Annotated in this window: 26 protein-coding genes, 1 other RNA gene and 1 pseudogene; 18 read left to right on the forward strand and 10 right to left on the reverse strand. The window is 62.1% G+C overall.

The window, feature by feature from the left end; translation table 11 throughout:
- Positions 1-5 precede the first annotated feature (5 nt).
- The 9 genes and pseudogenes from livM to NKI10_RS08695 all read left to right on the forward strand — a co-directional run bounded on the left by livM (position 6) and on the right by NKI10_RS08695 (position 10178).
- Entirely contained in the window at positions 6-1601 is a 1596-nt protein-coding gene (gene livM / locus NKI10_RS08655; RefSeq protein WP_023742232.1) for a high-affinity branched-chain amino acid ABC transporter permease LivM, read from the forward strand.
- Positions 1601-2707 (forward strand): annotated as a pseudogene (locus NKI10_RS08660) (ABC transporter ATP-binding protein); the annotation flags it as partial. The gene livM and the pseudogene NKI10_RS08660, both read left to right, overlap by 1 nt.
- Before the next feature lie 20 nt (positions 2708-2727).
- Complete coding sequence (locus NKI10_RS08665; RefSeq protein ID WP_023668718.1) at positions 2728-3456, forward strand: ABC transporter ATP-binding protein; 729 nt, start codon at positions 2728-2730, stop codon at positions 3454-3456.
- Positions 3457-3567: 111 nt separating this feature from the next.
- Positions 3568-3915 carry a DUF6867 family protein gene (locus NKI10_RS08670; protein WP_352859533.1) on the forward strand — a complete coding sequence of 116 codons (348 nt, stop codon included), beginning with the start codon at positions 3568-3570 and terminating at the stop codon, positions 3913-3915.
- Between the two features lie 137 nt (positions 3916-4052).
- Positions 4053-5174: a branched-chain amino acid ABC transporter substrate-binding protein gene (locus tag NKI10_RS08675; protein ID WP_023668720.1), complete on the forward strand. Its 1122-nt coding sequence runs from the start codon at positions 4053-4055 to the stop codon at positions 5172-5174.
- 281 nt (positions 5175-5455) lie between these two features.
- Positions 5456-8914 carry a pyruvate carboxylase gene (pyc, locus tag NKI10_RS08680; protein WP_352859534.1) on the forward strand — a complete coding sequence of 1153 codons (3459 nt, stop codon included), beginning with the start codon at positions 5456-5458 and terminating at the stop codon, positions 8912-8914.
- A 150-nt stretch (positions 8915-9064) separates the two neighbouring features.
- Positions 9065-9325 (forward strand): DUF2312 domain-containing protein, encoded by a 261-nt coding sequence (locus NKI10_RS08685; protein WP_023668722.1) that lies wholly within the window; start codon positions 9065-9067, stop codon positions 9323-9325.
- A 93-nt stretch (positions 9326-9418) separates the two neighbouring features.
- Positions 9419-9859 (forward strand): hypothetical protein, encoded by a 441-nt coding sequence (locus tag NKI10_RS08690; protein ID WP_352859536.1) that lies wholly within the window; start codon positions 9419-9421, stop codon positions 9857-9859.
- 7 nt (positions 9860-9866) lie between these two features.
- Positions 9867-10178 (forward strand): hypothetical protein, encoded by a 312-nt coding sequence (locus tag NKI10_RS08695; RefSeq protein WP_023688926.1) that lies wholly within the window; start codon positions 9867-9869, stop codon positions 10176-10178.
- A gap of 62 nt (positions 10179-10240) precedes the next feature.
- Here NKI10_RS08695 and msrB read toward each other — a convergent pair whose 3' ends face one another.
- The 4 genes from msrB to NKI10_RS08715 form a co-directional block, all read right to left on the reverse strand.
- Positions 10241-10651 (reverse strand): peptide-methionine (R)-S-oxide reductase MsrB, encoded by a 411-nt coding sequence (gene msrB, locus NKI10_RS08700; RefSeq protein WP_023818224.1) that lies wholly within the window; start codon positions 10649-10651, stop codon positions 10241-10243.
- A 110-nt stretch (positions 10652-10761) separates the two neighbouring features.
- Entirely contained in the window at positions 10762-11946 is a 1185-nt protein-coding gene (locus NKI10_RS08705) for a vWA domain-containing protein (RefSeq protein ID WP_352859538.1), read from the reverse strand.
- A 306-nt stretch (positions 11947-12252) separates the two neighbouring features.
- On the reverse strand, positions 12253-12699 hold the full coding sequence (locus NKI10_RS08710) for a GNAT family N-acetyltransferase (protein ID WP_023668728.1): 447 nt from the start codon (positions 12697-12699) through the stop codon (positions 12253-12255).
- Positions 12700-12757: 58 nt separating this feature from the next.
- Positions 12758-13621 carry a LysR family transcriptional regulator gene (locus NKI10_RS08715; RefSeq protein WP_023698426.1) on the reverse strand — a complete coding sequence of 288 codons (864 nt, stop codon included), beginning with the start codon at positions 13619-13621 and terminating at the stop codon, positions 12758-12760.
- Positions 13622-13763: 142 nt separating this feature from the next.
- On the opposite strand from NKI10_RS08715, the gene NKI10_RS08720 reads away from it, so the two are divergent.
- Entirely contained in the window at positions 13764-15302 is a 1539-nt protein-coding gene (locus NKI10_RS08720; RefSeq protein ID WP_023700254.1) for an MFS transporter, read from the forward strand.
- Positions 15303-15343: 41 nt separating this feature from the next.
- Here the strand turns inward: NKI10_RS08720 and NKI10_RS08725 are convergent, their stop codons facing one another.
- A complete protein-coding gene (locus tag NKI10_RS08725; protein ID WP_023700255.1) occupies positions 15344-16183 on the reverse strand; it encodes an AAA family ATPase in 840 nt (279 codons plus the stop codon).
- A gap of 149 nt (positions 16184-16332) precedes the next feature.
- Between NKI10_RS08725 and ssrS the strand changes: the two genes are divergently transcribed.
- The 5 genes from ssrS (at position 16333) to NKI10_RS08750 (ending at position 19491) form a co-directional block, all read left to right on the forward strand.
- Positions 16333-16488: non-coding RNA, 6S RNA (gene ssrS, locus NKI10_RS08730), on the forward strand.
- Between the two features lie 92 nt (positions 16489-16580).
- On the forward strand, positions 16581-17165 hold the full coding sequence (locus tag NKI10_RS08735) for a 5-formyltetrahydrofolate cyclo-ligase (RefSeq protein WP_023698428.1): 585 nt from the start codon (positions 16581-16583) through the stop codon (positions 17163-17165).
- 82 nt (positions 17166-17247) lie between these two features.
- Positions 17248-17775 carry a DUF3592 domain-containing protein gene (locus tag NKI10_RS08740; protein ID WP_196813862.1) on the forward strand — a complete coding sequence of 176 codons (528 nt, stop codon included), beginning with the start codon at positions 17248-17250 and terminating at the stop codon, positions 17773-17775.
- Between the two features lie 56 nt (positions 17776-17831).
- Positions 17832-18656, forward strand: a complete 825-nt coding sequence (locus NKI10_RS08745) for a TIGR00282 family metallophosphoesterase (protein WP_023668734.1) — start codon at positions 17832-17834, stop codon at positions 18654-18656.
- Positions 18657-18729: 73 nt separating this feature from the next.
- The gene (locus NKI10_RS08750; RefSeq protein WP_352859540.1) at positions 18730-19491 is read left to right on the forward strand and encodes a TerC family protein; all 762 of its coding nucleotides are present in this window, start codon (positions 18730-18732) and stop codon (positions 19489-19491) included.
- Positions 19492-19512: 21 nt separating this feature from the next.
- On the opposite strand, the gene NKI10_RS08755 is transcribed toward NKI10_RS08750, so the two are convergent.
- The 3 genes from NKI10_RS08755 to NKI10_RS08765 are packed head-to-tail and all read right to left on the reverse strand — an operon-like array spanning position 19513 to position 20890.
- Positions 19513-19995, reverse strand: a complete 483-nt coding sequence (locus NKI10_RS08755) for an SRPBCC family protein (RefSeq protein ID WP_023698429.1) — start codon at positions 19993-19995, stop codon at positions 19513-19515.
- 29 nt (positions 19996-20024) lie between these two features.
- The gene (locus tag NKI10_RS08760; RefSeq protein WP_023700266.1) at positions 20025-20387 is read right to left on the reverse strand and encodes a VOC family protein; all 363 of its coding nucleotides are present in this window, start codon (positions 20385-20387) and stop codon (positions 20025-20027) included.
- Positions 20388-20407: 20 nt separating this feature from the next.
- Complete coding sequence (locus NKI10_RS08765; RefSeq protein WP_023668738.1) at positions 20408-20890, reverse strand: SRPBCC domain-containing protein; 483 nt, start codon at positions 20888-20890, stop codon at positions 20408-20410.
- A gap of 50 nt (positions 20891-20940) precedes the next feature.
- Between NKI10_RS08765 and NKI10_RS08770 the strand changes: the two genes are divergently transcribed.
- From NKI10_RS08770 to NKI10_RS08780, 3 genes are all read left to right on the forward strand, one after another.
- Positions 20941-21264, forward strand: coding sequence for an ArsR/SmtB family transcription factor (locus NKI10_RS08770; RefSeq protein WP_023711994.1), 324 nt, complete (start codon positions 20941-20943; stop codon positions 21262-21264).
- Positions 21265-21444: 180 nt separating this feature from the next.
- Entirely contained in the window at positions 21445-22194 is a 750-nt protein-coding gene (locus tag NKI10_RS08775; protein WP_023668740.1) for a YebC/PmpR family DNA-binding transcriptional regulator, read from the forward strand.
- Between the two features lie 32 nt (positions 22195-22226).
- Complete coding sequence (locus NKI10_RS08780) at positions 22227-22511, forward strand: Rdx family protein (RefSeq protein ID WP_352859543.1); 285 nt, start codon at positions 22227-22229, stop codon at positions 22509-22511.
- Between the two features lie 158 nt (positions 22512-22669).
- Here the strand turns inward: NKI10_RS08780 and NKI10_RS08785 are convergent, their stop codons facing one another.
- Together NKI10_RS08785 and NKI10_RS08790 are read right to left on the reverse strand one after the other, a co-directional pair.
- The gene (locus NKI10_RS08785) at positions 22670-23146 is read right to left on the reverse strand and encodes an anthrone oxygenase family protein (RefSeq protein ID WP_352859545.1); all 477 of its coding nucleotides are present in this window, start codon (positions 23144-23146) and stop codon (positions 22670-22672) included.
- 1 nt (position 23147) lies between these two features.
- Positions 23148-23975: an NAD(P)H-binding protein gene (locus NKI10_RS08790; protein WP_023668744.1), complete on the reverse strand. Its 828-nt coding sequence runs from the start codon at positions 23973-23975 to the stop codon at positions 23148-23150.
- Positions 23976-24035: the final 60 nt, after the last annotated feature.

Here is a 24035-nt window from a genome sequence, read left to right on the forward strand (position 1 = left end):
AGACAATGGCGGTTTCCGTATCCTCGGAGCGCGACACCGTCGCCTCCCCCGTGCAGCGTGCATTGCGCGAAGCGTTCTATGCCGGCGCCATCTCGCTGGGGTTGTTCATTCTCTTCATCGGCCTGAAGACCGACCAGAACATAAGCAACCAGCTGATCCTGGTGCAGCGCTGGTTGCTGCTCATCACCGTGGTCGTGCTGACCATGCTTGGCCGCTTCTTCTACATTGCCTATGGCCAGCCGTTCATGGCCAATCAGAAGATCACCAATGTCGCCACCGGCCTGTTGCCGGCGAGCGTCGCGTCGCGCTTCTTCCTGCTTCCGGCCTTCATCGTCGCCGTCGTGCTGGCGGTTGTCCTGGTTGCGTTCGGCAGCGCCCTGCCGGTGTTGGTGGGACCCGATCTGGCCGGCTACCTTCAGTTCCTGCGCGCATTGGCCGTCATTTACGCGCTCGCTTGCGTGATCTTCTATTTCCGCTCCTTCATCCACGCCAATTTCACCAAGCTCGGGATTGCGGCGCTGGTGCTATACCCGATCCTCGTCGTCGTGGTGCTGTCGATCTACGCGTGGTCGATAACCGGCGGCCTGCAGGGCTCGTTGAAGTGGGTCGACAATTTCGGCATCCAGATCCTGATCTATGTGATGCTTGCCTGGGGGCTGAACATCGTCGTCGGCCTCGCCGGCCTGCTCGATCTCGGCTACGTCGCCTTTTACGCGGTCGGCGCCTATGCCTATGCGTTGCTCGGTTCGCAATACGGCCTGTCGTTCTGGATCCTGCTGCCCGCCGCCGGCGCCATGGCCGCCTTCTGGGGCGTTATGCTCGGCTTTCCGGTGCTCAGGCTTCGTGGCGATTACCTGGCGATCGTGACGCTGGCCTTCGGCGAGATCATCCGCCTGGTGCTGATCAACTGGCGTGAAGTCACCAACGGCTCGGCCGGCATCTCCGGCATCCCGAAGGTCACCTTCTTCGGCCTGATGACGTTCAATTCGACGGACCCGAACTACATCGGCAAGGTGCTGCACATCGCCCAGTCGAGCGCCTACTACAAGATCTTCCTCTACTATCTGATTCTCGGGCTGGCGCTGCTGACCGCCTTCGTCACCATCAGGCTCAGGCGCATGCCTGTCGGCCGCGCCTGGGAGGCGCTGCGCGAGGACGAGATTGCCTGCCGCTCGCTTGGCATCAACACCACCACCACCAAGCTCACCGCCTTTGCCACCGGCGCCATGTTCGGCGGTTTTGCCGGCGCCTTCTTCGCCGCACGGCAAGGCTTCGTCAGCCCTGAATCCTTCGTCTTCCTGGAATCGGCGATCATCCTGGCCATCGTGGTGCTCGGCGGCATGGGCTCGCTGGTCGGCATCGCGGTCGCCGCGCTGGTGATGATCGGCGGCACCGAGGCGCTGCGCGAACTCGATTTCCTGAAAAGTGTCTTCGGAAATGATTTCACCCCGGAGCTTTACCGCATGCTTTTGTTCGGCATGGCGATGGTCATCGTCATGCTGTGGAAGCCGCGCGGCTTTGTCGGCAGCCGTGAACCGACGGCCTTCCTCAGTGAACGAAAAGCGGTCTCCTCCTCCTTCACCAAGGAAGGGCACGGCTGATGAGCGCGACCTCCATTCAGAAGACCAATCCGGGTATGAAAGACGCCATCCTCCAGGTCGAGCATCTTTCGATGAAGTTCGGCGGCCTGATCGCCATCGGCGACCTGTCGTTCCAGGCCAAGCGAGGCGAGATCACCGCGCTGATCGGACCCAATGGCGCCGGCAAGACCACCGTCTTCAATTGCATCACCGGCTTCTACAAGCCGTCGGAAGGCATGATTACGCTCAACCGGGCCGACGGCTCGAGCTTCCTGCTCGAACGGCTGCCCAATCATGAGATCCCGGCGCGTGCCAAGGTGGCGCGCACCTTCCAGAACATCCGCCTGTTCTCGGGCATGACGCTGCTGGAGAATCTGCTGGTTGCCCAGCACAACAAGCTGATGAAGGCATCCGGCTATACGATCCTGGGCCTGTTCGGGATCGGCGGCTACCGCAGGGCCTCGGCTGAATCGGTGGAGCTTGCCAAGCACTGGCTGGAGAAGGCCGACCTTGTCGATCGCGCCGACGATCCGGCCGGCGACCTGCCCTATGGCGCGCAGCGGCGCCTCGAGATTGCGCGCGCCATGTGCACAGGGCCCGAACTTCTGTGCCTCGACGAGCCTGCGGCCGGTCTCAATCCGAAGGAATCGGCAGCGCTGAATTCGCTGCTGATGGACATCAAGAGCAGTACCTCGATCCTGCTGATCGAACATGACATGTCGGTGGTCATGCAGATTTCCGACCATGTCGTGGTGCTTGAATATGGCCGCAAGATTTCCGACGGCAGCCCGCAATCGGTGCGTACCGACCCGCGCGTCATCGCCGCCTATCTCGGCGTCGACGACGAGGAGGTCGAGACGGTGCTGACCGAGGTCGGCGATGAAGATGTCATCGAGCAGCTGGACATCGGGCCGGATTCGGCTCACGGACCAGGCACATCGTCTTCCTATCTCGCCGGCCCGTTAAGCGACACGATCGGCCACAGCCAGGGCGAGCGGGTCACAGTGTCGAAGGGAGCTTCAAAGGCCACCCAATACGATACAAGAGCCAACTCCGCGCCAAGAGCACCGTCCGAGCGTCTAACGGCCAAGTCCAAACCGGCGGCCACCAAATCCCCGACAGGCAAGCCGCGCGGAGGGCGTAAGTGATGGCCGAGACAACGCTGCTCGACATCAAGGGCGTCGAGACCTACTACGGCAACATCAAGGCGCTGAACGGCGTCGATGTCCACGTCAACCAGGGCGAGATCGTCGCGCTGATCGGTGCCAACGGTGCCGGCAAGTCGACGCTGATGATGACCATCTTCGGTGCGCCGCGCGCTCGTGCCGGCTCTATCACTTTCGCCGGCACCGACATCACCCAGATGCCGACGCACGAGATCGCCCGCATGCGCATTGCGCAGTCGCCGGAAGGCAGGCGCATTTTCCCGCGCATGACGGTGATGGAAAACCTGCAGATGGGCGCCGGTCTCGACAATCTCAAGCACTATGACGAAGATGCCGAGAAGGTGTTCGCGCTGTTCCCGCGCCTCAAGGAGCGCATTGCCCAGCGCGGCGGCACGCTGTCGGGCGGCGAGCAGCAGATGCTGTCGATCGGACGTGCGCTGATGGCGCGGCCGAAGCTGCTGCTGCTCGACGAGCCGTCGCTGGGTCTGGCGCCGCTGATCGTCAAGCAGATCTTCGATGCCATCCGCGAGCTGAACCGCACGCAAGGGCTGACCGTGTTCCTGGTCGAGCAGAACGCCTTCGGCGCGCTCAAGCTCGCCACGCGCGGCTATGTCATGGTCAACGGCAACGTGACCATGAGCGGCACAGGCAAGGAATTGCTCGCCAATCCGGAAGTGCGGGCGGCCTATCTCGAAGGCGGCCATCACTGATTTTGGAGCGGAATGTATGCATACGGTATTCCGCTCCAACTTGTTTGTTTGTCGCATGACCTTTGTCCGAAAAGTCTGCAACTTTCGGGATCATGCTAGGGAGTCTTCATCATGCAAGGCATTCTTCACGAGGAACCTTCCATCTGGCAGTTCTTCTTCGTCACCTGTCTGCTCGGCGGCTGGGCGGCATGGATGACCGGCAAGGCCAGCGCCCAGACATGGCGCAGCCTGCCGGCGCTGTTCGCCTATCTGCTGGGCCTCGGCATCGGCATCAGGTTCATCCATCATGCCTTGTTCGGCGGCACGATGTTTTCGCTGCAATACTATGTCGTGGACACAATCGTGCTCATGATATTGGGATTTGTCGGCCATCAATACACGCGTACGAACCAGATGGTGACGCAGTATAATTGGCTTTACGAACGGGCTTCGATCTTAAGCTGGAAACCGAAAGGTTGACGTTCATCATTAACGCCGTTCCGGGGATGAATCGGCGTGACAAGGGCCTGAAAATCGGCAAAGTACGCTTTCTGCGATAAGGGTGGGCATCGCATGAAAGTTTCATCCACGCCCACCTCGTAAATGGGAGCGTTTAAATGAAGAAATCACTTTTGTCCGCCGTTGCCCTGACCGCGCTTGTCGCGTTCGGTGGCAATGCATGGGCTGACGTTATCGTCGGCGTCGCAGGTCCGATCACCGGTCCGAATGCGGCCTTCGGTGCGCAGCTGCAGAAGGGTGCGGAAGCGGCCGTTGCCGACATCAACGCAGCAGGCGGCATGAACGGCGAGCAGATCAAGCTCGAAGTCGGCGACGACGTCTCGGATCCGAAGCAGGGCATTTCGGTCGGCAACAAGTTCGTCGGCGACGGCGTGAAGTTCGTGATCGGCCACTTCAACTCGGGCGTCTCGATCCCGGTTTCGCAGGAAGTCTACGTCGACAACAACATCGTCGAAGTGACGCCTGCGGCGACCAACCCGAAATTCACCGAGCGCGGCCTGTGGAACGTGTTCCGCACCTGCGGACGCGATGACCAGCAGGGCGGCATCGCCGGCGGCTATATCGCGACCAACTTCAAGGACGCCAAAGTTGCCGTCATCCACGACAAGACCCCCTATGGTCAGGGCCTTGCCGACGAGACCAAGAAGGCGATGAACGCAGCCGGCCTGACCGAAGTCATGTATGAAGGCGTCAATGTCGGCGACAAGGACTTCTCGGCGCTGATCGCCAAGATGAAGGACGCCGGCGTCACCTTGATCTATTGGGGCGGCCTGCACACCGAAGCCGGCCTGATCATCCGCCAGTCGGCTGACCAGGGCCTCAAGGCTACCCTGATGTCGGGCGACGGCATCGTCACCGACGAGCTGGCTGCGATCGCCGGCGATGCGGTTATCGGCACGCTCAACACCTTCGGTCCCGATCCGCGCCTGATCCCCGAGAACAAGGCACTGGTCGAGAAGTTCCGCGCTCAGGGCTTCGAGCCGGAAGCCTACACTCTCTACTCCTACGCCGCCATGCAGGTGATCGCCGAGGCTGCTGCCGTGGCCAAGTCGAACGACCCCGTGGAAGTGGCCAAGGCGCTGCACGAGAAGGGCCCGTTCAAGACCGTTCTGGGCGATCTCGCCTATGACGCGAAGGGCGATCCGAAGCTCCCGGGCTACATCATGTACGAATGGAAGAAGGGTCCGGACGGCAAGATCTCCTGGTTCCCCAAGTCGTAATTCGGAACGCAGCTCTATGGAATGCCCGGCGCTCGCGCCGGGCATTTTTGTTGGTGACAGGGCGGCAGCGAGGGTGGCTGGACAAGCCGTTAGCCGGGGTCGAATTTGTGCGGGCACGACAATTAGCGTCACCTCGCGGCGCCAATCGCACGCAGCTTTTCGAGCCGTGGTGCTAGAATCGCATTTAAATCGGTTTAATCTCTCCTCGATTTTGGTTGCACTGCAGCATTTTCGCGTTAATCATGCCTCCGCCCCATCCTCCCTGTCCGGAGCCTCCTTCCTTGGCCATCACGAAGATCCTCGTCGCCAACAGGTCCGAAATTGCCATCCGCGTCTTTCGCGCGGCCAACGAGCTCGGCCTCAAAACCGTGGCGATCTGGGCCGAGGAGGACAAATATTCGCTTCATCGGTTCAAGGCCGATGAAAGCTACCAGGTCGGGCGCGGGCCGCATCTGGCCAGGGACATGGGGCCGATCGAAAGCTATCTGTCGATCGAGGAAGTGATCCGGGTCGCCAGACTGTCCGGCGCCGACGCCATCCACCCGGGCTATGGCCTCCTGTCGGAAAGCCCTGAATTCGCAGATGCCTGCGCCGAGGCCGGCATCACTTTCATAGGGCCGAAGCCCGACACGATGCGCCGGCTCGGCAACAAGGTCGCCGCGCGCAATCTGGCCATCGAGGTCGGCGTGCCGGTGGTGCCGGCAACCGAACCGCTGCCGGACGACATGGAAGCAGTCAAGCAGCTCGCCAAGACAGTCGGCTATCCGGTGATGCTCAAGGCATCATGGGGCGGCGGCGGGCGCGGCATGCGCGCCATCCGCGCGGAAGCCGACCTCTCCCGCGAGGTGATGGAAGGCAAGCGCGAGGCGAAGGCCGCCTTCGGCAAGGACGAGGTCTATCTCGAAAAGCTGATCGAGCGCGCTCGCCATGTCGAGGTCCAGGTGCTCGGCGACACGCATGGCAACGCTGTACATCTGTTCGAGCGCGACTGCTCGATCCAGCGCCGCAACCAGAAGGTCGTCGAACGGGCGCCGGCGCCCTATCTTGGCGAGGCATTGCGCCAGGAGCTTTGCGGCTATGCGCTCAAGATCGCGCGCGAGACCAGCTATATCGGCGCCGGTACGGTGGAATTCCTGCAGGACGCCGACACCGGCAAATTCTACTTCATCGAGGTCAATCCGCGCATCCAGGTCGAGCACACCGTCACCGAGCAGGTGACCGGCATCGACATCGTCAAGGCGCAGATCCACATACTGGACGGCTTTGCCATCGGCACGAAAGAGTCGGGCGTGCCGGCGCAGGCCGATATCAGGTTGAACGGTCACGCGCTGCAGTGCCGCATAACGACCGAGGATCCGGAGCATAGTTTCATTCCGGACTACGGCCGCATCACCGCTTATCGCGAAGCCGCCGGTTTCGGCATCCGCCTCGACGGCGGCACCGCCTATTCGGGCGCGGTCATCACCCGCTTCTACGATCCGCTGCTGGAGAAGGTGACTGCCTGGGCGCCGACACCGGCCGAGGCGATCGCCCGCATGAATCGGGCCCTGCGCGAGTTCCGCATCCGCGGCGTGGCCACCAACCTCACCTTCCTCGAGGCAATCATCAACCACCCGCGCTTCGCCGACAATTCCTACACGACCAGGTTCATCGACACGACGCCGGAGCTGTTCGCGCAGGTGAAGCGGCAGGACCGCGCCACCAAGCTGCTCAACTATCTGGCCGACGTCAGCGTCAACGGCCATCCCGAAACCCGCGGCCGACCGATGCCCAAGACCGATGCGGCAGCGCCTGTCGTGCCCTATCTCAACGGCAATGTGCCTGATGGCAGCAAGCAGAAGCTAGACGCGTTGGGGCCGGAGAAATTCGCTGCCTGGATGCGTGAGCAAAAAGAGGTGCTTGTCACCGACACGACGATGCGCGACGGTCACCAGTCGCTGCTCGCCACCCGTATGCGCACGCATGACATTGCCGGCATTGCCGGTACCTATGCGCGCGCGCTGCCGCGGCTGCTGTCGCTGGAATGCTGGGGCGGCGCCACTTTCGACGTCGCCATGCGCTTCCTCACCGAGGATCCGTGGGAGCGGTTGAGCAAAGTGCGCGAAGCGGCCCCCAACCTTTTGCTGCAGATGCTTCTGCGCGGCGCCAATGGCGTCGGCTACACCAACTATCCCGACAATGTCGTGCAACATTTCGTCAGCCAGGCAGCGGCCGGTGGGGTCGACCTGTTCCGCGTCTTCGACTGCCTGAACTGGGTCGAGAATATGCGCGTCGCCATGGACGCGGTGGGCGCGGAGGGCAAGCTGGTCGAAGCGGCGATCTGCTACACCGGCGACATCCTCGATCCGGCGCGCGCCAAATACGACCTTAAATACTATGTCGGGTTGGCGAAAGAATTGCAGGCAGCCGGCGCCCATATCATCGCCGTCAAGGACATGGCCGGGCTTTTGAAGCCTGCCGCCGCCCGCGTGCTGTTCAAGGCGCTGCGCGAAGCCACCGACCTGCCGATCCATTTCCACACCCACGACACGTCAGGCCTGTCGGCGGCGACGGTGCTGGCGGGCGTGGAAAGTGGCGTCGACGCCATCGACGCGGCGATGGATTCCTTCTCCGGCAACACCTCGCAGCCTTGCCTGGGCTCGATCGTCGAGGCGCTGAAGGGAACCGAGCGCGATCCCGGCCTCGATCCGCAATGGATCCGCAAAATCTCCTTCTACTGGGAAGCGGTGCGCAACCAGTATGCCGCCTTCGAAAGCGACCTCAAGGGGCCAGCCTCGGAAGTCTATCTGCACGAAATGCCGGGCGGCCAGTTCACCAACCTCAAGGAGCAGGCGCGTTCGCTCGGGCTGGAAACGCGTTGGCACGAGGTGGCACAAGCCTATCACGACGTCAATTTGATGTTCGGTGACATCGTCAAGGTGACGCCGTCGTCCAAGGTGGTCGGCGACATGGCGCTGATGATGGTGAGCCAGGATCTGACCGTTGCCGACGTCGAAAACCCGGCCAAGGACATCGCCTTCCCGGACTCGGTCGTCTCGATGCTGCGCGGCGATCTCGGCCAGTCGCCCGGCGGCTGGCCTGCGAAGCTGCAGAAGAAGGCACTGAAGGAAAGCAAGCCGATCACCGAGCGGCCGGGCTCGCTGCTCAAGCCAGCCGACCTCAAGGCCAGCCGCAAGGAGATCGAGCAGAAGCTGGAGCGCAAGCTCTCGGAGTACGAATTCGCCTCCTGGCTGATGTATCCGAAGGTGTTTACCGACTTCGCCGCCGCGCAGGAAACCTACGGGCCGGTCAGTGTGCTGCCGACGCCGACCTATTTCTACGGCATGAAGTCCGAAGACGAGATCTTCCTGGACATCGAAAAAGGCAAGACGCTTGTGGTGCGCTGCCTTGCGATCGGCGACGTCGATGAGAAGGGCATGGTCACCGTGTTCTTCGAGCTCAACGGCCAGCCGCGCCGTGTCCGGGTGCCGGACAGGGCGCATGGCGCCTCGGCGGCCAAGGCTCGGCGCAAGGCCGAGCCCGGCAACGAGGCGCATGTCGGCGCGCCGATGCCGGGCGTGGTCTCCGCCCTTTCGGTTGCCGCCGGCCAAGCGGTCAAGGCCGGCGACGTGCTGTTGTCGATCGAAGCCATGAAGATGGAGACGGCCCTGCATGCCGAGCGCGACGGCACAGTGGCCGAAGTGCTGGTCAAGGCCGGCGATCAGATCGATGCGAAGGATCTGTTGATCGCGTTTGGCTGACGCGCGGATCCATCACACTGGGACGGCTGGCAGCAGCCGTTGATGGAGCATCGATAATGGCTTGACCCGCCGCGCCTGCTCGGGCATCGAACCCGCTCCCAATTTACCGCGCCAGAATCGCGGTGCTTAAAAAGTAAGCGGAGAAAAAACATGGCCGACGACATCACAGATACCAGCCAGACTGTTGCCGCCGGCCAGTTGCGCGCCTTCATCGAGCGCATCGAGCGGCTCGAGGAAGAAAAGAAGACCATCGCCGACGACATCAAGGAAGTGTTCGCCGAGGCCAAGGGCACCGGCTTCGACACCAAGGCGATGCGGTCGATCATCCGGCTGCGCAAGAAGGACCAGGCCGAGCGCCAGGAAGAGGAAACCATCCTCGATCTCTACAAGGCCGCGCTCGGCATGGTGTAAGGCTGTCTGGAAATTCTACTCCGGCTGATATCGCCGGAGCGAATTTCGAAACAGTCTCGGGCCAAGGAATGATGCTGGAACGGGCATCGAACCATGAGCGAATTCGACTTCGGCGCCCGCCGCGCCTCTGAATTCCGCCAACGCAGCTTCTGGGCGCTGTTCGCCGAACGGCATCCGGAGGAACGCGCTTCCATGGCGCGGCGCGGACCCTGGTTCTGGCAGCGCGGGCTGCCTGACTTCGCTCTGGTCCTGTCCATGTATGTCGCGCCGGCGCAAAGCCAAGTTGGCGTCTTTTTCGGCCGTAACGAGAAGTTCGGCGCGACCGGGGTCTGGTCGCGGCTGAAGCCGCTCCAACCGGCAATCGAAGACTGGCTGAAGCTCAGGCCGGAGCAGAGCTGCGAGGGCCTCGGCATCAATTCGATGTGGCGGGTGAACTGCTATGCCGAGGACAACTGGCCGGCCATGGCCGACTGGCTGGTGACGGAATGCTCGCGCTTCGAGCGCGCCGTCACCGACGTGCTGGGAGAGGGATAGCTATCAGGTGTTGGTGCAAAGCATCGGATCCTTCTTCGGCTCGCGCTGGCAAGGCGCGGTGCCGGTCGAGCGGTTGTTCTGGCGCGATCTAGTCCTTGTCGGCACGGCGATCAACATCGCCTCGTCGGTGGCCGCGCTCATTCTGCTCGGCTTGAAGCTGCCGCTCGCCGTCGTCCTGGCGGTGCATTTCGCGCCCGTGCCCTACAACATCTTTCTGACCTTTGCCGTCTGGCGAACCACGGAAAAATCCAGTGGCGCCAAGGCTTCGTTGATGACGCTCGGGGCTACGCTTTGGCTGATCCTGGTGGTGGTTGTCTGAGAAGATTGACACGAAAAAGGGCGGCCGAAGCCGCCCTTTGAAGATGGTGGTCAAGCTGCGGCTTAAGCCGCCGGCTCGAATTTCAGCGCCACGCCGTTGATGCAATAGCGCAGGCCGGTCGGCGGCGGGCCGTCCTCGAAGACATGGCCGAGATGGCTGCCGCAGCGGGCGCAGTGGCATTCGGTGCGGACCATGCCGTAGCTGCGGTCGACGGTGTTTTCGACCGAACCGGGCACCGGATCATTGAAGCTCGGCCAGCCGGTGCCGCTCTCGAACTTGAGCTTGGATTCGAACAGCGGCTGGTCGCAGCCGACGCAGGAAAAGGTGCCGGCGCGCTTTTCGTAGAGCAGCGCGCAGCTTCCGGGCCGTTCGGTGCCGTGGCCGCGCATGACGGCATATTGCTCCGGGGTCAGCCGGGCTCGCCATTCAGCGTCGGTGCGGGTAACGGGGTAGGTGTGGGTGTGGGTGTCCATTTGATCTCCTCAGCCTTGGCGGCTTGTTGTTGGTTGCAATCTGTTTTCGTCCCAACATAGGCATTTGTTACATGTCTGCCCAGCACCGAGATGTGCTCGAATCCTCAATGCTAGCGTGAAAGCTGCTTGGTCGCGGCTTCCAACCCGGCCAGCGTCAGTGGGAACATGCGGCCGCCGAAGAGATCGCGGATCATCGCGATCGAATGGGTGAAGCCCCAGTTTTTCTGATTTTCGGGGTTCAGCCAGACCGCATTCGGCCATTGCTGGATGAGGCGGCCAAGCCAGACACTGCCGGCTTCCGTGTTCCAATGCTCGACCGAACCGCCGGGATGCGCGATCTCGTAAGGGCTCATCGAGGCATCGCCGACGACGATCACCTTGTAGTGGGGGCCGTATTTGTGAAGCAGATCGAAGGTCGGGATGGTCTCGGCATGCCTGCGCCGGTTGTCCTTCCAGACGCCCTCGTAAAGGCAGTTGTGGAAGTAAAAATATTCGAGCTGGCGGAATTCGGCGCGGGCGGCCGAAAACAGCTCCTCGATGCTTTTGATGTGGTCGTCCATCGAGCCGCCGACATCGAAGAACATCAAGAGCTTCACGGCGTTGCGCCGTTCGGGGCGCGTCTGCACGTCGAGATAGCCGTGCTCGGCGGTGGCATGGATGGTGCCGGGCAGGTCGAACTCTTCCTCCGCACCCTCGCGCACCCAGCGACGCAGGCGCTTCAGCGCCACCTTGATGTTGCGGGTGCCGAGCTCGACGGCGTCGTCGAAATTTTTGAACTCGCGCTTGTCCCAGACTTTCACCGCACGGCGATTGCGGCTTTCATGCTGGCCGATGCGCACGCCTTCGGGATTGTAGCCATAGGCGCCGAAAGGCGAAGTGCCGCCGGTGCCGATCCATTTCGAGCCGCCCTGGTGGCGGCCTTTCTGCTCCTCCAGCCGCTGCTTCAGTGTCTCCATCAGCTTGTCGAAACCGCCGAGCGCCTCGATCAGTTTCTTCTCTTCCTCGGTCAGGTGCTTTTCGGCGAGCCGGCGCAGCCATTCCTCAGGGATGTTGGCGACACCGACGGCATCGGGGCCGGTGAGCGCCTCGATCCCCTTGAAGACATGCGCAAACACCTGGTCGAAGCGGTCGATATGGCGTTCGTCCTTCACAAGCGCGGCGCGGGCGAGGTAGTAAAAACCCTGGACGTCATAGTCGACCAGCCCGGCCTCCAGCCCTTCCAGCAGCGACAGATATTCCCTGAGCGAAACGGGAACCCGCGCGGCCTTTAGTTCGAGAAAGAAGGGGAGGAACATGGTTGGCCGTTATCTATGCCGAACGGTCACGGCGGAGTCGCCACGGGCACTGTCGATTTCGCCGGATTGCAGAAGATTTGCCACAGTACGTGGGTTGGGCATGGGCAAGTGCTTTGCGATGCGGGCTTCCGCCCCATTCGCGCATAGCCGACGCGGCATCGGCTATCGCTTCAGCCGGGTTTGCGCCGGCCCCGTGGCAGCCGGCGAGATAGGGCATCCGCACTCCCCAAACGCCGTCACTGCCATCCACGATTCCGACATAGCGGATCATTCGGCTCCTTCCGCGTTATTTCGATCGCGCTCGCATCATAGCAGATCATACTCGATAAAACCTGTCCGCCGCGCGACATGGTCGTAGAGCTTGCGCGCTGTGGCGTTGGTTTCGTGGGTCATCCAATAGACGTTCTTGACGCCGATCTTGCCGGCTTCCTGCTTGACCGCTTCAATGAGGGCCGCACCGATGCCCTTGCCGCGCACATCAGGGTCGGCGAACAGGTCCTGCAGGTAGCAGTTGTTTTTCTCCGACCAGCCGGAGCGGTGATAGAGATAATGGGTCAGGCCGACCGCCTTGCCGTCGAGCGTGGCGATAAACCCCTTCGGTTCGAATTCACCTTCCGTGAACAGTCGTTTCCAGGTGATGTCGTAGACCTCGTCCGGCAGCTTGGTCTCGTAGAAGGTGAGGTAGGCAGTCCACAGCCGCCGCCAGTCGGCATGGTCGGCCAGCGCCAGCGGACGGACGGTGATCTCCGTCATTTCGGTTCCTCCAAAGCCTTATCGGATTCCGGCGGAATCAGATCGGAAACACCATCGCCTAATCCACCGGCGAATTGTACTCGCGAAATGCGGTCGCCAGCATTTGCAGCGCGTCACGCGCCCGCGGCGCCAGATTGTGCGAATGCAGGACCACTTCGGAGGGGTCAAGCGACGGCAGGCCGAGCTTGCGGCCAACCTCGATCAGGCCGGGCGGAGCGACGCAGTGAGCCAGCGCCGAAACGGCAAAGCCCGCCGATATCGCAATGTTGACGGCCGCGCCGCCGCCGCCGACGAAGGCCTCCTCCCAGGCGATGCCTGCTTTGTCCAGCGCCTCGACCGCCCGCACACGATCCGGACAGTTGCACACGGTGCTTAAGAGCGCGAGGCGCAACGGCGTTCCGCGCTGCCACTCGAAGGAAGGTGCTGCGAACCAGCCATAGTGGTTGCGCGACAAGGTCCGGCCAGGACGGCTGTCGCCTTCGCGGTGCACGATGACTGCATCGAGCTCGCCGTGATCGAAAGCTTCCTTGAGCACCGTGCTGGTATCGATCCTCAAACTGAGCGTCAGCGATGGATCGTGCGCATGGAGCTGGGCAATCAGAATGGACAGCGCCGGACCGGCGGCATGATCGACAAAGCCGAGCGCAAGCCGGCACGGTGCTGACGCAAACTCCGCCATGGCGCGCTCGTGCGCGGCAAGGAAGTCACGCGCGGCGGGGAGGAAGACGGCGCCTCGTGCCGACAGGCTGACGCGGCGCGGCGTTCTTTCAATCAATCGCGCGCCGAGCTTCTCCTCAAGGCGGCGCAGCTTGACGCTGATCGTCGCCTGCGTGCTGCCCAGCGCCGATGCCGCCTGGGTGAAGCTCTGCAGATCGGCCACCATCACAAAGGTTCGTACGGCGTCCACATCAAGACTGGTCATCGCAGCACTCCATTGGGCCGATCATTCCGTTTTGTCATTTCTGATATAGCCGAGCATAGCCTTTTTTCATGGTCGAGTCTCCTCTATCTCAAACTGGTCGCGGTTTGAAGAGCGCCTCATGCTCGGATGGAAAGAGATCGATATGCCAATTCAACGAAACACCATAGCGCTCACCGGCGTGTGCCTGGCGTCGCTGCTGTTCGGGCTCGAAATCTCCAGCGTGCCGGTGATCCTGCCGAAACTGGAAAGCGTGCTCGCCGGCAATTTCAGGGATTTGCAGTGGATCATGAATGCCTACACCATCGCCTGCACGACAGTGCTGATGGCGACAGGGACATTGGCCGACCGTTTCGGCCGCAAGAGCGTGATGGTGATCACCACCGTCGCCTTCGGCCTCGCCTCGCTGCTGTGCGGCCTGGCTCCGAGTGCTGCACTGCTGATAGCCGCCCGCTTCCTGCAAGGCCTCGCCGGCGGCGCGATGCTGACCTGCAGCGTCGCCGTGCTGTCTCACCAGTTCCAGGACGGCCGCGAACGCGGCAAGGCTTTCGTCGCCTGGAGCGTCGTCTCAGGCATCGGGCTCGGTTTCGGGCCCGCCATCGGTGGCTTGATCGTGGCGCTGTCGAACTGGCAATGGGTGTTCCTCATCCACGTGCCGCTGGCGATCCTGGCGCTCGCCTTTATCGGCGCCGGTGTCACGCAATCGCGCGATCACAACGCCCAGAAGCTCGACTGGGCCGGCATGCTGACGCTGTCGGCGGCGGTGTTCGGCTTTTCCTATCTGATCACGCAAGGTGCGGATCTCGGGACCAGCGCCCGCATCGGCGTGATATCAGCCTCCGTGGCTGCGTTCATCGCTTTCCTTGTGGCCGAGAGGGTCAATCCCTATCCGATGTTCGATTTCTCCGCGTTCCGCATCCGCCAGTTTTCCGGCGCGATCATGGGCGCCATCGGCATGAATTTCAGTTACTGGCCGTTCATCATCTATCTGCCGATCTATTATTCGGGCGTTCTCGGCTATGACAGCACGACGACCGGCCTGCTGTTGCTCGTCTACACGCTGCCCTTCATGGTGATGCCGCCGATCGCCGAGCGCATTCGCGCGCGCTATCAGGCACGAATTGCCATCCCGCTCGGTCTGCTGACGCTAGGGATCGGTTTCATCGCCATGTGGATCGGCTCCAGGCTCGAGGGCGCCACCTGGCTGACCATGCTGCCCGGCACGCTGATTGCCGGCATCGGCATCGGTCTCACCAATTCGCCGACCACCAATACCACGACCGGCGCGGTATCGCCGGATCGTGCCGGCATGGCGTCCGGCATCGACATCAGCGCACGCCTGATCACGCTCGCTATCAACATCGCGGTGCTCGGCCTGCTGCTGACGCAAGGTATCGTTTCCCACCTGCGGGCCACACTCGGCGCGGCTTTGGAGCCGGATGAGTTGCGGGCACTGGCGGAAAGGGTCGCCACCGGCAATCTGGAGGGCCTTGCGCAGGGGACGCCGAAGCTCGCAGCCCTCGACCCATCCGGCGCCATCGTGCATGCCGCGCTGGTCAATGGTTTCGGCTGGGTCATGCTCTATTGCGGGATCGGCGTTCTCGCCCTGTCGGTCATCGGCTTCGTCATCTTCGGGCCGAAGCGCGTCGCGCCGCAGGAGAGAGGGTTTGCTCCCGCGGAGTAAGCGGCCAAAGCCGCCCGTAGCTGTCAGCCAACCCTCGATCCTCACCCCTGCCGTCTGGCCATGAAGGCCAGGCGTTCAAACAGATGCACGTCCTGTTCGTTCTTGAGCAGTGCGCCGTGCAGCTTCGGCAGCGCGCTCCTGGGGTCGGCGCGCAGATCCTCGGGTGCGATGTCGTCGGCGACCAGCAGGCGGATCCAGTCGAGCGCCTCGGAGGTCGACGGCTTCTTCTTCAACCCCTGCACATCGCGGATCTCGTAGAACTGGGTCAGGGCAGCACGCACCAAATTCTGCTTTATGCCGGGATAGTGCACGTCGACGATTTTGTGCAGCGTGTCGACATCGGGAAAGCGGATGTAGTGGAAGAAGCACCGGCGCAGGAAGGCGTCGGGCAGTTCCTTCTCATTGTTGGAAGTGATGATGACGATGGGGCGCACAGCGGCGCGGATCGTTTCGCCGGTTTCGTAGACGAAGAACTCCATCCGGTCGAGTTCCTGCAGCAGGTCGTTGGGGAATTCGATATCGGCCTTGTCGATCTCGTCGATCAACAGCACGACCTTCTTACCGGCCGCGAAGGCGTGCCAGAGCTTGCCGCGCTTGATGTAGTTTTTGATGTCGTTGAACCTGGCATCGCCGAGCTGGCTGTCGCGCAGCCGCGAGACAGCATCATATTCATACAGTCCCTGCTGCGCACGGGTGGTCGACTTGACGTGCCATTCGATCAGGTCGAGGCCGAGCGCCGATGCCACCTGGCGGGCAAGCTCGGTCTTGCCGGTGCCCGGCTCGCCCTTGACCAGCAACGGCCGCTCCAGCGCGATCGCGGCGTTCACCGCCACCATCAGATCCTTGTCGGCGACATAGGCCGCCGTGCCTTCGAAACGCATACTTGCTCCTCGGTTGGTCAGCGCGAGCGTAAGGACGCTGCTTGACCTGTGCAAGGGCGAGCCGGCTGCGACCAAAGCGTGTGAGATCGAAATGGAAACATCGGCTCATGTCACTAGCGCTTGACCGACCAGCCGCCTATATTGGGCTTGGCGGTCTGCGCTTCCCGGCAGGAGAACATTTTCCCCGGGGCCTTAACGATCCTTAGGGAGCTGTCCCTGGGAAGACCCGTGGGTTTTCTCATACGGCGCCCACCTACTTTGTAGGTTCCCGGGATCGCTCTCTCCACCGGTTGTGTGGATCGTCACTTACCTCTATCCGCCCAGTTTGGCGGATGATGTGGTAGAAAACGTCGCTCATGAAACGTCACCCAGATCCGACCTTTTCTATCGTCCGCGCATGACATCTCCCAAAGACCTGAAAAAGCAGTTGCGCCTCGAGGCACTCGGCCGTCGCGATGCGCTCGATCCGCTGTGGCGGGTGGAGATCGCGCTTGAAATGGCCGAGACGGCGCGCGACCACCTCGCCATCGAGCCGGGTCAGATCGTTTCAGCTTTCTGGCCGATGCGATCGGAAGTCGACGTCAGGCCGCTGATGTTCGCCTTGCGCGAGAACGGGGCCAGGCTTTGCCTGCCGGCCATCCTCGACAAGACCACCATCGTCTTTCGCGAACTGGTGCGCGGCGCGCCGATGGTCGAGATGGGTTTTGGCACGGTCGGTCCGCATGCGGAGGCCGAGGTTCTCGATCCCGCGGTGATGCTGGTGCCGCTCGCGGCCTTCGACAGCCGCGGTCATCGCATCGGGTATGGCGCCGGCTATTACGACCGCGCCATCGCCAGGCTGATCGACAAGGGCCAGCCGCCACGACTGATCGGCATCGCTTTCGATTGCCAGGAGGTGGGTCTGGTGCCGGATGAGGCGCACGACGTCATCATCCCGGAAATACTCACCGAGAGCGGTTTGCGCCGCTTCGACATCGCTTAAAAGACCGCGATCCCGCTTAACGCGTTTCCAAGACGTGCCGGATAGTATTCCGGCAACACAGTCCGAGCCGATGGCGGCCATCATGTTTGTCTTCGCACGCTTCCTGCTGATGCCGTTCGTCCTCATCGCGGTAACGCTGTTCGCGATGGCATTGCACATTTCCGGAACGGCCCTGCACCACCAGTTCGCCTGGCATCAGACGGTTGCCACAGTGACGGATGTCAGTTCCTACAGCGAAGCCCAGGGTAATGGCCTCACCGCGAAAGGCATCAACGTCGCTGTCACCTATGTCGCGAACGATGCACCGATGACGTGGTCCGGCAAGGGAAAGGACATCGGCCTCTACACGGCGTCCAAAGGCGACGCGGTGAAGTTGTATTACAACCCTGCCAATCCATCGATCCTCGATACCGCGGCGATGAAGGGCTGGCGCGGCGGGCTGTTGCTCCTGGCCGCTACTGGTGGGTTCACTGTTTTTTACGTGTGGTTCTTCTGGCTGCGCGGACGCACCGCACCGCCGGCGTCACCGATGATGCCTTCGGCAGTTCGCGTTGCGGGCGCGAGCGCCAAGCCGCCTCAACAGCAGCGTGGTACTTTCGGCCGGCGTTAGCGCCAATCGCCCGGGTAGCGCTTGCCTAGCGTCCGTGCCTCTGGATAGAAGTGGGCATGAGACTTCTCTTCCTCGGCGACATGGTGGGCAAATCGGGACGTACGGCGGTGTGGGAACAACTGCCCGGCCTGATCTCGGATTTCAAACTCGACTTCGTCATCGTCAATGGCGAGAACGCCGCCGGCGGCTTCGGCATCACCGAAGACATTTTTCGCGACACCATCGCCGCCGGTGCGGATGTCGTCACCACCGGCAACCATGTCTGGGACCAGCGCGACGCACTGGTCTTCGCGCCGCGCGAGGAGCGCTTCTTGCGCCCGTCCAACTTCCCCAAGGGCACGCCGGGGCGCGGTTCCGGCGTCTATATCGCCAAAAACGGCGCGCGCGTGCTGGTCGCCAACATCATGGGCCGGGTGTTCATGCATCCCGAGCTCGACGATCCGTTCCAGGCCGGCGAGCGCGAGCTGGCCGCCTGTCCGCTGGGCGAGCAGGCCGATGCCGTGGTCATCGACTTCCATGCCGAAGCGACCTCGGAGAAAATGTGCTTCGCGCATTTCGTCGACGGCCGCGCCAGCCTCGTCATCGGCACCCATACGCACCAGCCGACGGCCGACCACCAGATCCTCAACGGCGGCACCGGCTACATGTCCGATGCCGGCATGTGCGGCGACTATGATTCCTCGCTCGGCATGGACAAGGAAGAGCCGCTCAACCGCTTCCTGTCGAAAGTGCCGAAAGGCCGCTTCGAGGCGGCGACCGGACCGGCGACATTGTGCGGCGTCGGCGTCACTATTTCCGACCGCACCGGCCTGACCGAGAAGATCGCGCCTTTTCGTCGCGGGCCGCGGCTCGAAGAAACCGCGCCATCCTTCTGGTCTTGACATTGATATAGTCGAGTAAAGTACCTAACTGGCGACGAAACTGCTCTAGATCGTTAAAGAGGGGACGACCTCCATGCAGCTGATCGAGTTCTTTGCGCCGCATTTTCAATTTGTTTCCGATCCAACCGCGTGGGTCGCGTTGCTGACGCTGATCGTCCTCGAGGTCGTGCTCGGCATCGACAATCTGATCTTCATCTCGATCCTGACCAACAAATTGCCTGAGGCGCAGCGCGCCCGCGCCCGCCGTCTCGGCATCTCGGCGGCGCTGATCATGCGGCTGGTGCTGCTCGCAATCATCTCCATCATCGTGCAGCTGACGACGCCGGTGTTCACAGCGTTCGGCCATGGCTTTTCCTGGCGCGACCTGATCCTGATTGCCGGCGGCCTGTTCCTGGTCTGGAAGGCGACCAAGGAAATCCACCACACCGTCGATCCCGACGACCACAAGGATACGATGATGGGCGAGACGCTGCAGATCTCGCTTGCCGGCGCCATCTTCCAGATCCTGCTGCTCGATCTCGTCTTTTCGATCGATTCGATCATCACCGCCGTCGGCATGACCGACGAGATTGCCATCATGTACATCGCCGTGATCGTGGCGGTGAGCGTGATGATGCTGGCGGCCGGGCCGCTGGCCAATTTCATCGCCAAGAACCCGAGCATCGTCATGCTGGCGCTGGGCTTCCTGCTGATGATCGGCATGACGCTGATCGCCGACGGCATGGGCTATCATGTGCCGAAGGGCTACATCTACGCCGCGATGGGCTTTTCCGCCCTGGTCGAGGGCCTCAACATGCTGGCGCGGCGAAGGAAGAAATCCAGCGGTGGGCATTGAGGCTGGGCGATCGGGGCGATCCTAGCGCCCCGGCACGCCCTTCGGATAACGGTCGCCGATCAGGCCAAGCGACAGGCCCTGTTCCAGCCATGCCTTTGCGCCGGCAAGAACCAGTGCGAAGCCGTCGGTCGAGCCGACCGCCTGCTTGACCTGCTCGTCGGCGGTGCCGGCGAAGCCGAAATTGCTGACCTCAAGAAAGGTCGCACCGTCAGGCGTTTCGGCGCCGGGCATCTCCGTGAATGTCCAGACCACAGTGGTCGGCGGATCGCTCCATTGCATGACGATCTTCTTGTTCTCGACGATCTCGCTGACATTGACCATCGCCGAGGCCCCGTACATGCGCCACTCCCAGCGAACCTCTTTGCGGCTATCCAGCCGGCCGCTACTGTGGGTAAACCAGAATTTCGTGGTGATGGCCGGGTCGACGATCGCCTCGAAGACCTCGGCGACCGGCCGCCTGATCAGCATGCCGGCTTCGGCAGTCGGCGTTTTGTGAATTTCCATCGATGCTCCTTTCCTTGTCCGGTTTGCGCTCACCAGGCGTCAGGCTCGCGCACCATGTGAACGATGCTGGCCGGGTTGGCGATCCAGAAGCCGCGAAAGCCTTCGCCCAGGGGCTCGACCGCGTCGCAACGGACGACGCCGGCCTTGGCGAGATGATCCGCAATGGCTGCAGAATTGTCGGTGAAAAGCTCAAGCCAGACTTCGGCCTGGCTCAGCATCGGCGCCTCGTCGATCCACAGACGGTTTGGGCCAAGCTCGAAGCCGATGGCCGGCGTCTTGGCGGTGAATGGATTCAAGCCGACGACGTCGCGATAGAAGGCGATCGTCGCCTCGTACTGATGTGACGGGACTTTCATGGCGATGTTGATTCCACCTGTCATTTTCGCGGTCATTGCGGGCTCCGTTGCGCTGTTCATCTGTTTGTCTCGTTGGCCGGCTCGCCCCTCATCTCGCCGCGGTAGTAGCCGTCGCGCAGATTGATGCCGTATTCGACATAGGCCTTCATGCAGGCCAGCATCTGCGACCAGCCCTCGCAATTGAGGTAGGATTTCTGCAGGCCGACCACGCCTTCCGGCCAGCCGGATTCAGCAATGGTCACAAGGGTGCCGCCATCGTCCAGCGGCTCGAAGTTCATCTCGATGCGTGTCTTGTAGGCGGGCTTGCCTTCGGCATCGGTGGCATCCCAGCGCAGCACGATATGGCGGTCCTTGATCACCTCATCGACTTCGACGGGCACCTTGCCCCACCAGACCACCCCGGTGCCGGCCTTCAGCGGCGCGCTGGCGCCGCCGATGGTGGTGAAATAGCCACTCAGCTTTTTGGGATTGACGACGGCGTCGAAGACTTCGGCGACCGGTTTGCCGATGCGCCCGGAAACTCTGAATCCAAGAGACATATCCACAGCTCCTCCTTGATTGGCTCGACGATATGTTATAGAAACATAACATGTCAAGCCAAACCGCAGACGATCACGTTTTCAAGGCGTTGGCGCATCCGCGCCGTCGCGAATTGCTGGATCGGCTGAAGGATGCGCCGCAGACGACCGGCATGTTGTGCGAGGCGTTTCCCGACATCGATCGCTGCACCGTCATGCTGCATCTCAAGGTGCTGGAAGAAGCCGAACTGGTGGTGGCAAAGCGCCAAGGGCGAGAGCGCTGGAACCATCTCAACGCGCTGCCGATCAAGCACATCCACGACCGCTGGATCAGCCAGTATGCCGGCCATGCGCTCAGCATTATCGACCGGCTGAAGTCCGATCTGGAGGACTGAACCGGCGCGGCTGGACGAATTGAGCCGATTTATCTATAAGCCGGCCATTCCGACAGAGAACGCCGTGCATCCATCGCGTTGCACCTTGGACGGCTCTGAAAATTTGAATTCGAGTACCCGGGAGGACGAGGTGAGACCACCTCGCTTCGGGATGCTCTAGCCGAAGACGACAGGGGTGCCATGGCCGGCCATTCACAGTTCAAGAACATCATGCACCGCAAGGGCCGGCAGGACGCGGTGCGGTCGAAAATGTTTTCCAAGCTGGCGCGCGAAATCACCGTCGCCGCCAAGAGCGGAACACCGGATCCGTCGATGAACCCGCGTTTGCGCCTGGCCATTCAGAACGCCAAGGCGGTGTCGATGCCGAAGGACAACATCCAGCGCGCCATCAACAAGGCATCGATGGGCGATGCCGAGAATTACGAAGCGGTGCGCTATGAAGGCTATGGGCCAGGCGGCGTGGCGCTGATCGTCGAGGCGCTGACCGACAACCGCAACCGCTCGGCCTCGAACGTGCGCGCCGCCTTCACCAAAGCCGGGGGTGCGCTTGGTGAAACCGGCTCGGTGTCGTTCATGTGGAACCGCGCCGGCGAGATTTACTATCCGGCCTCCGCCGGCAGCGCCGACAAGGTGATGGACGCGGCGATCGAGGCCGGCGCCGATGACGTCGAGTCCGACGAGGAAGGCCACACCATCTACTGTGCGTTCGAGAGTATGGGCGAAGTGTCTAAGGCGCTGGAAGCCTCGCTTGGCGAGGCCGAATCGGTGAAGCCGATCTGGCAGCCGCAGAACAATGTCCCGGTCGACGAAGAGCGGGCGCAATCGCTGATGAAACTGGTGGCAACGCTCGAGGACGATGACGACGTGCAGAGCGTCTACGCCAATTTCGAGGTCGACGACGAGACCATGGCCAAGCTCAGCGCGGCATGATCGACCAGGACATTGGCGGAACTCAATCCGACATGAGCGAGCTGCACATCATCCGCATCACCTATTGCACCCAGTGCCAGTGGCTGCTGCGGGCCGGCTGGATGGCGCAGGAACTGCTCTCCACCTTCGGCACGGATCTCGGTGGAGTGACGCTGGTGCCGGGCACAGGCGGCATCTTCACCGTTTCCTGCAACGATGTGCTGGTCTGGGACCGCAAGCGCGACGGCGGCTTTCCCGATGCAGCCAAGCTCAAGCAGCAGGTGCGCGACGTCATCGATCCGGACCGCGATCTAGGCCATTCCGACCGCAAGGCCTAATCTGCGTCGAGATTCAGGTGAGGCCGGCCTGCAAATGACGCCTTCCTGCGCTTCCGGTGCACACGTACTTGAGTACGCTCCGCTCCGGTTCTCGGAAGCCACCATTTTCGACTCGACCTGACCTGAATCTCAACACAGCTTACCTTGCTTGACGACTTTCAGAGCAATGCGAAGATGAAGCAGGCCATCGACACGATGGCGTTGATGGTGCGGACGTGGTTCCACATCACCCATTGATTCAGATGGTTCGCCCACACGGCTGCGCCATTGGCGCTGGCCGGGTCGACGGCGGCGAGCGCATCGTTGAGCGGCACATTGAAGACCATGGTCACGATCGGGTTGCCGATCAAATAGATCACGGCGCCGGCAAGCAGCCAGTATGAACCGGACTGGCTCCAGCCCATGATAACGGCGGCGATAAGCACCAGACAGAGCAGGCCGGTGCCGAACAGCGCCGTCATGAAGGTGGGCGTGATCACCGTGATGTTGATCGAATTCATCGCTGCGATGCCTTGGGGGACCGGCAGCCGGGCAAGCGCCGCCATGATAAAGTTGGAAAAGGCGAAGAACACGCCGCCGACGACGCCCGAGCCGATGGCGGCGATGATGGTGAGGGTGGGAAGAAGCTTGATCATCTCAGTTGCTCCAGATGCCGGTTGCAGCGGTTTCATTTGCGTAGGCGGAAAAGTCTTTCGGCGCGCGGCCGAGCACACGCTGGACGCCGTCGGTCAGCGTCTCGTTGCGGCCGTCAAGCACTTCGGTGAACAGCTCGTTGAGCAGCCAGGCGATTTCGGGCGGCAGTTCGTATGCCGCCGTCGCGGCGGTGAATTCGTCATGCGAGATCTTGATATAGCGGATGTCGCGGCCGGTCGCCTTGGCGATCTCGGCAACCGCGTCGGCGAAGCTTAGCAGCCGCGGCCCGGTCAACTCATAGAGCTGGCCGACATGACCCGGTTCGGTCAGCGCAACGAAGGCAGCATCGGCGATGTCGTCGACATCGACGAAGGGCTCGCCAACAGGGCCGACAGGCAAAGCCACTTCGCCTTGCCGCAAGGACTCGACGAGAAAACCTTCACTGAAATTCTGCGAAAACCAAGCGCAACGCAGGATCGTCCAGTCAGCGCCCGAGGCTTTGACCATCTCTTCGGCGCGCTGGGCTTCGGTCTCGCCGCGGCCGGAGAGCAGCACCATGCGGGTGACGCCATTTGCCACCGCAAGCCTGGCGAAGGCGCCGACGGTCTCGGCGGCGCCCGGCACGGCGATGTCGGGATAGTAACTGATGTAGACGGCGCCCACGCCCTGCATGGCAGGCTCCCAGGTCGCCGGAACCTCCCAGTCGAAGCGGGGGCTGCCGGAACGCGAGCCGATGCGCACGGGAATGCCCTGTGAGGTCAGCCGCCCGGCGAGGCGACGGCCGGTCTTGCCAGTGCCACCGAGAATCAGGACTGGTTTGGTGTCGGTCATGGTGGTTTTCCTTTGTTACAAATATGAATAATCCTCACATTTGCAAAATGTGATAAACCC

Source organism: Mesorhizobium sp. M0802, from assembly GCF_040320115.1.
GTDB lineage: Bacteria > Pseudomonadota > Alphaproteobacteria > Rhizobiales > Rhizobiaceae > Mesorhizobium.

Bases quoted from the DNA above. Each gene is read 5' to 3' on its own strand.
- livM (WP_023742232.1), top strand. From the start codon at position 6: ATGGCGGTTTCCGTATCCTCGGAGCGCGACACCGTCGCCTCCCCCGTG.
- NKI10_RS08665 (WP_023668718.1), top strand. From the start codon at position 2,728: ATGGCCGAGACAACGCTGCTCGACATCAAGGGCGTCGAGACCTACTAC.
- NKI10_RS08670 (WP_352859533.1), top strand. From the start codon at position 3,568: ATGCAAGGCATTCTTCACGAGGAACCTTCCATCTGGCAGTTCTTCTTC.
- NKI10_RS08675 (WP_023668720.1), top strand. From the start codon at position 4,053: ATGAAGAAATCACTTTTGTCCGCCGTTGCCCTGACCGCGCTTGTCGCG.
- NKI10_RS08685 (WP_023668722.1), top strand. From the start codon at position 9,065: ATGGCCGACGACATCACAGATACCAGCCAGACTGTTGCCGCCGGCCAG.
- NKI10_RS08690 (WP_352859536.1), top strand. From the start codon at position 9,419: ATGAGCGAATTCGACTTCGGCGCCCGCCGCGCCTCTGAATTCCGCCAA.
- msrB (WP_023818224.1), bottom strand. From the start codon at position 10,651: ATGGACACCCACACCCACACCTACCCCGTTACCCGCACCGACGCTGAA.
- NKI10_RS08705 (WP_352859538.1), bottom strand. From the start codon at position 11,946: ATGTTCCTCCCCTTCTTTCTCGAACTAAAGGCCGCGCGGGTTCCCGTT.
- NKI10_RS08710 (WP_023668728.1), bottom strand. From the start codon at position 12,699: ATGACGGAGATCACCGTCCGTCCGCTGGCGCTGGCCGACCATGCCGAC.
- NKI10_RS08715 (WP_023698426.1), bottom strand. From the start codon at position 13,621: ATGACCAGTCTTGATGTGGACGCCGTACGAACCTTTGTGATGGTGGCC.
- NKI10_RS08720 (WP_023700254.1), top strand. From the start codon at position 13,764: ATGCCAATTCAACGAAACACCATAGCGCTCACCGGCGTGTGCCTGGCG.
- NKI10_RS08725 (WP_023700255.1), bottom strand. From the start codon at position 16,183: ATGCGTTTCGAAGGCACGGCGGCCTATGTCGCCGACAAGGATCTGATG.
- NKI10_RS08735 (WP_023698428.1), top strand. From the start codon at position 16,581: ATGACATCTCCCAAAGACCTGAAAAAGCAGTTGCGCCTCGAGGCACTC.
- NKI10_RS08740 (WP_196813862.1), top strand. From the start codon at position 17,248: ATGTTTGTCTTCGCACGCTTCCTGCTGATGCCGTTCGTCCTCATCGCG.
- NKI10_RS08745 (WP_023668734.1), top strand. From the start codon at position 17,832: ATGAGACTTCTCTTCCTCGGCGACATGGTGGGCAAATCGGGACGTACG.
- NKI10_RS08750 (WP_352859540.1), top strand. From the start codon at position 18,730: ATGCAGCTGATCGAGTTCTTTGCGCCGCATTTTCAATTTGTTTCCGAT.
- NKI10_RS08755 (WP_023698429.1), bottom strand. From the start codon at position 19,995: ATGGAAATTCACAAAACGCCGACTGCCGAAGCCGGCATGCTGATCAGG.
- NKI10_RS08760 (WP_023700266.1), bottom strand. From the start codon at position 20,387: ATGACCGCGAAAATGACAGGTGGAATCAACATCGCCATGAAAGTCCCG.
- NKI10_RS08765 (WP_023668738.1), bottom strand. From the start codon at position 20,890: ATGTCTCTTGGATTCAGAGTTTCCGGGCGCATCGGCAAACCGGTCGCC.
- NKI10_RS08770 (WP_023711994.1), top strand. From the start codon at position 20,941: ATGTCAAGCCAAACCGCAGACGATCACGTTTTCAAGGCGTTGGCGCAT.
- NKI10_RS08775 (WP_023668740.1), top strand. From the start codon at position 21,445: ATGGCCGGCCATTCACAGTTCAAGAACATCATGCACCGCAAGGGCCGG.
- NKI10_RS08780 (WP_352859543.1), top strand. From the start codon at position 22,227: ATGAGCGAGCTGCACATCATCCGCATCACCTATTGCACCCAGTGCCAG.
- NKI10_RS08785 (WP_352859545.1), bottom strand. From the start codon at position 23,146: ATGATCAAGCTTCTTCCCACCCTCACCATCATCGCCGCCATCGGCTCG.
- NKI10_RS08790 (WP_023668744.1), bottom strand. From the start codon at position 23,975: ATGACCGACACCAAACCAGTCCTGATTCTCGGTGGCACTGGCAAGACC.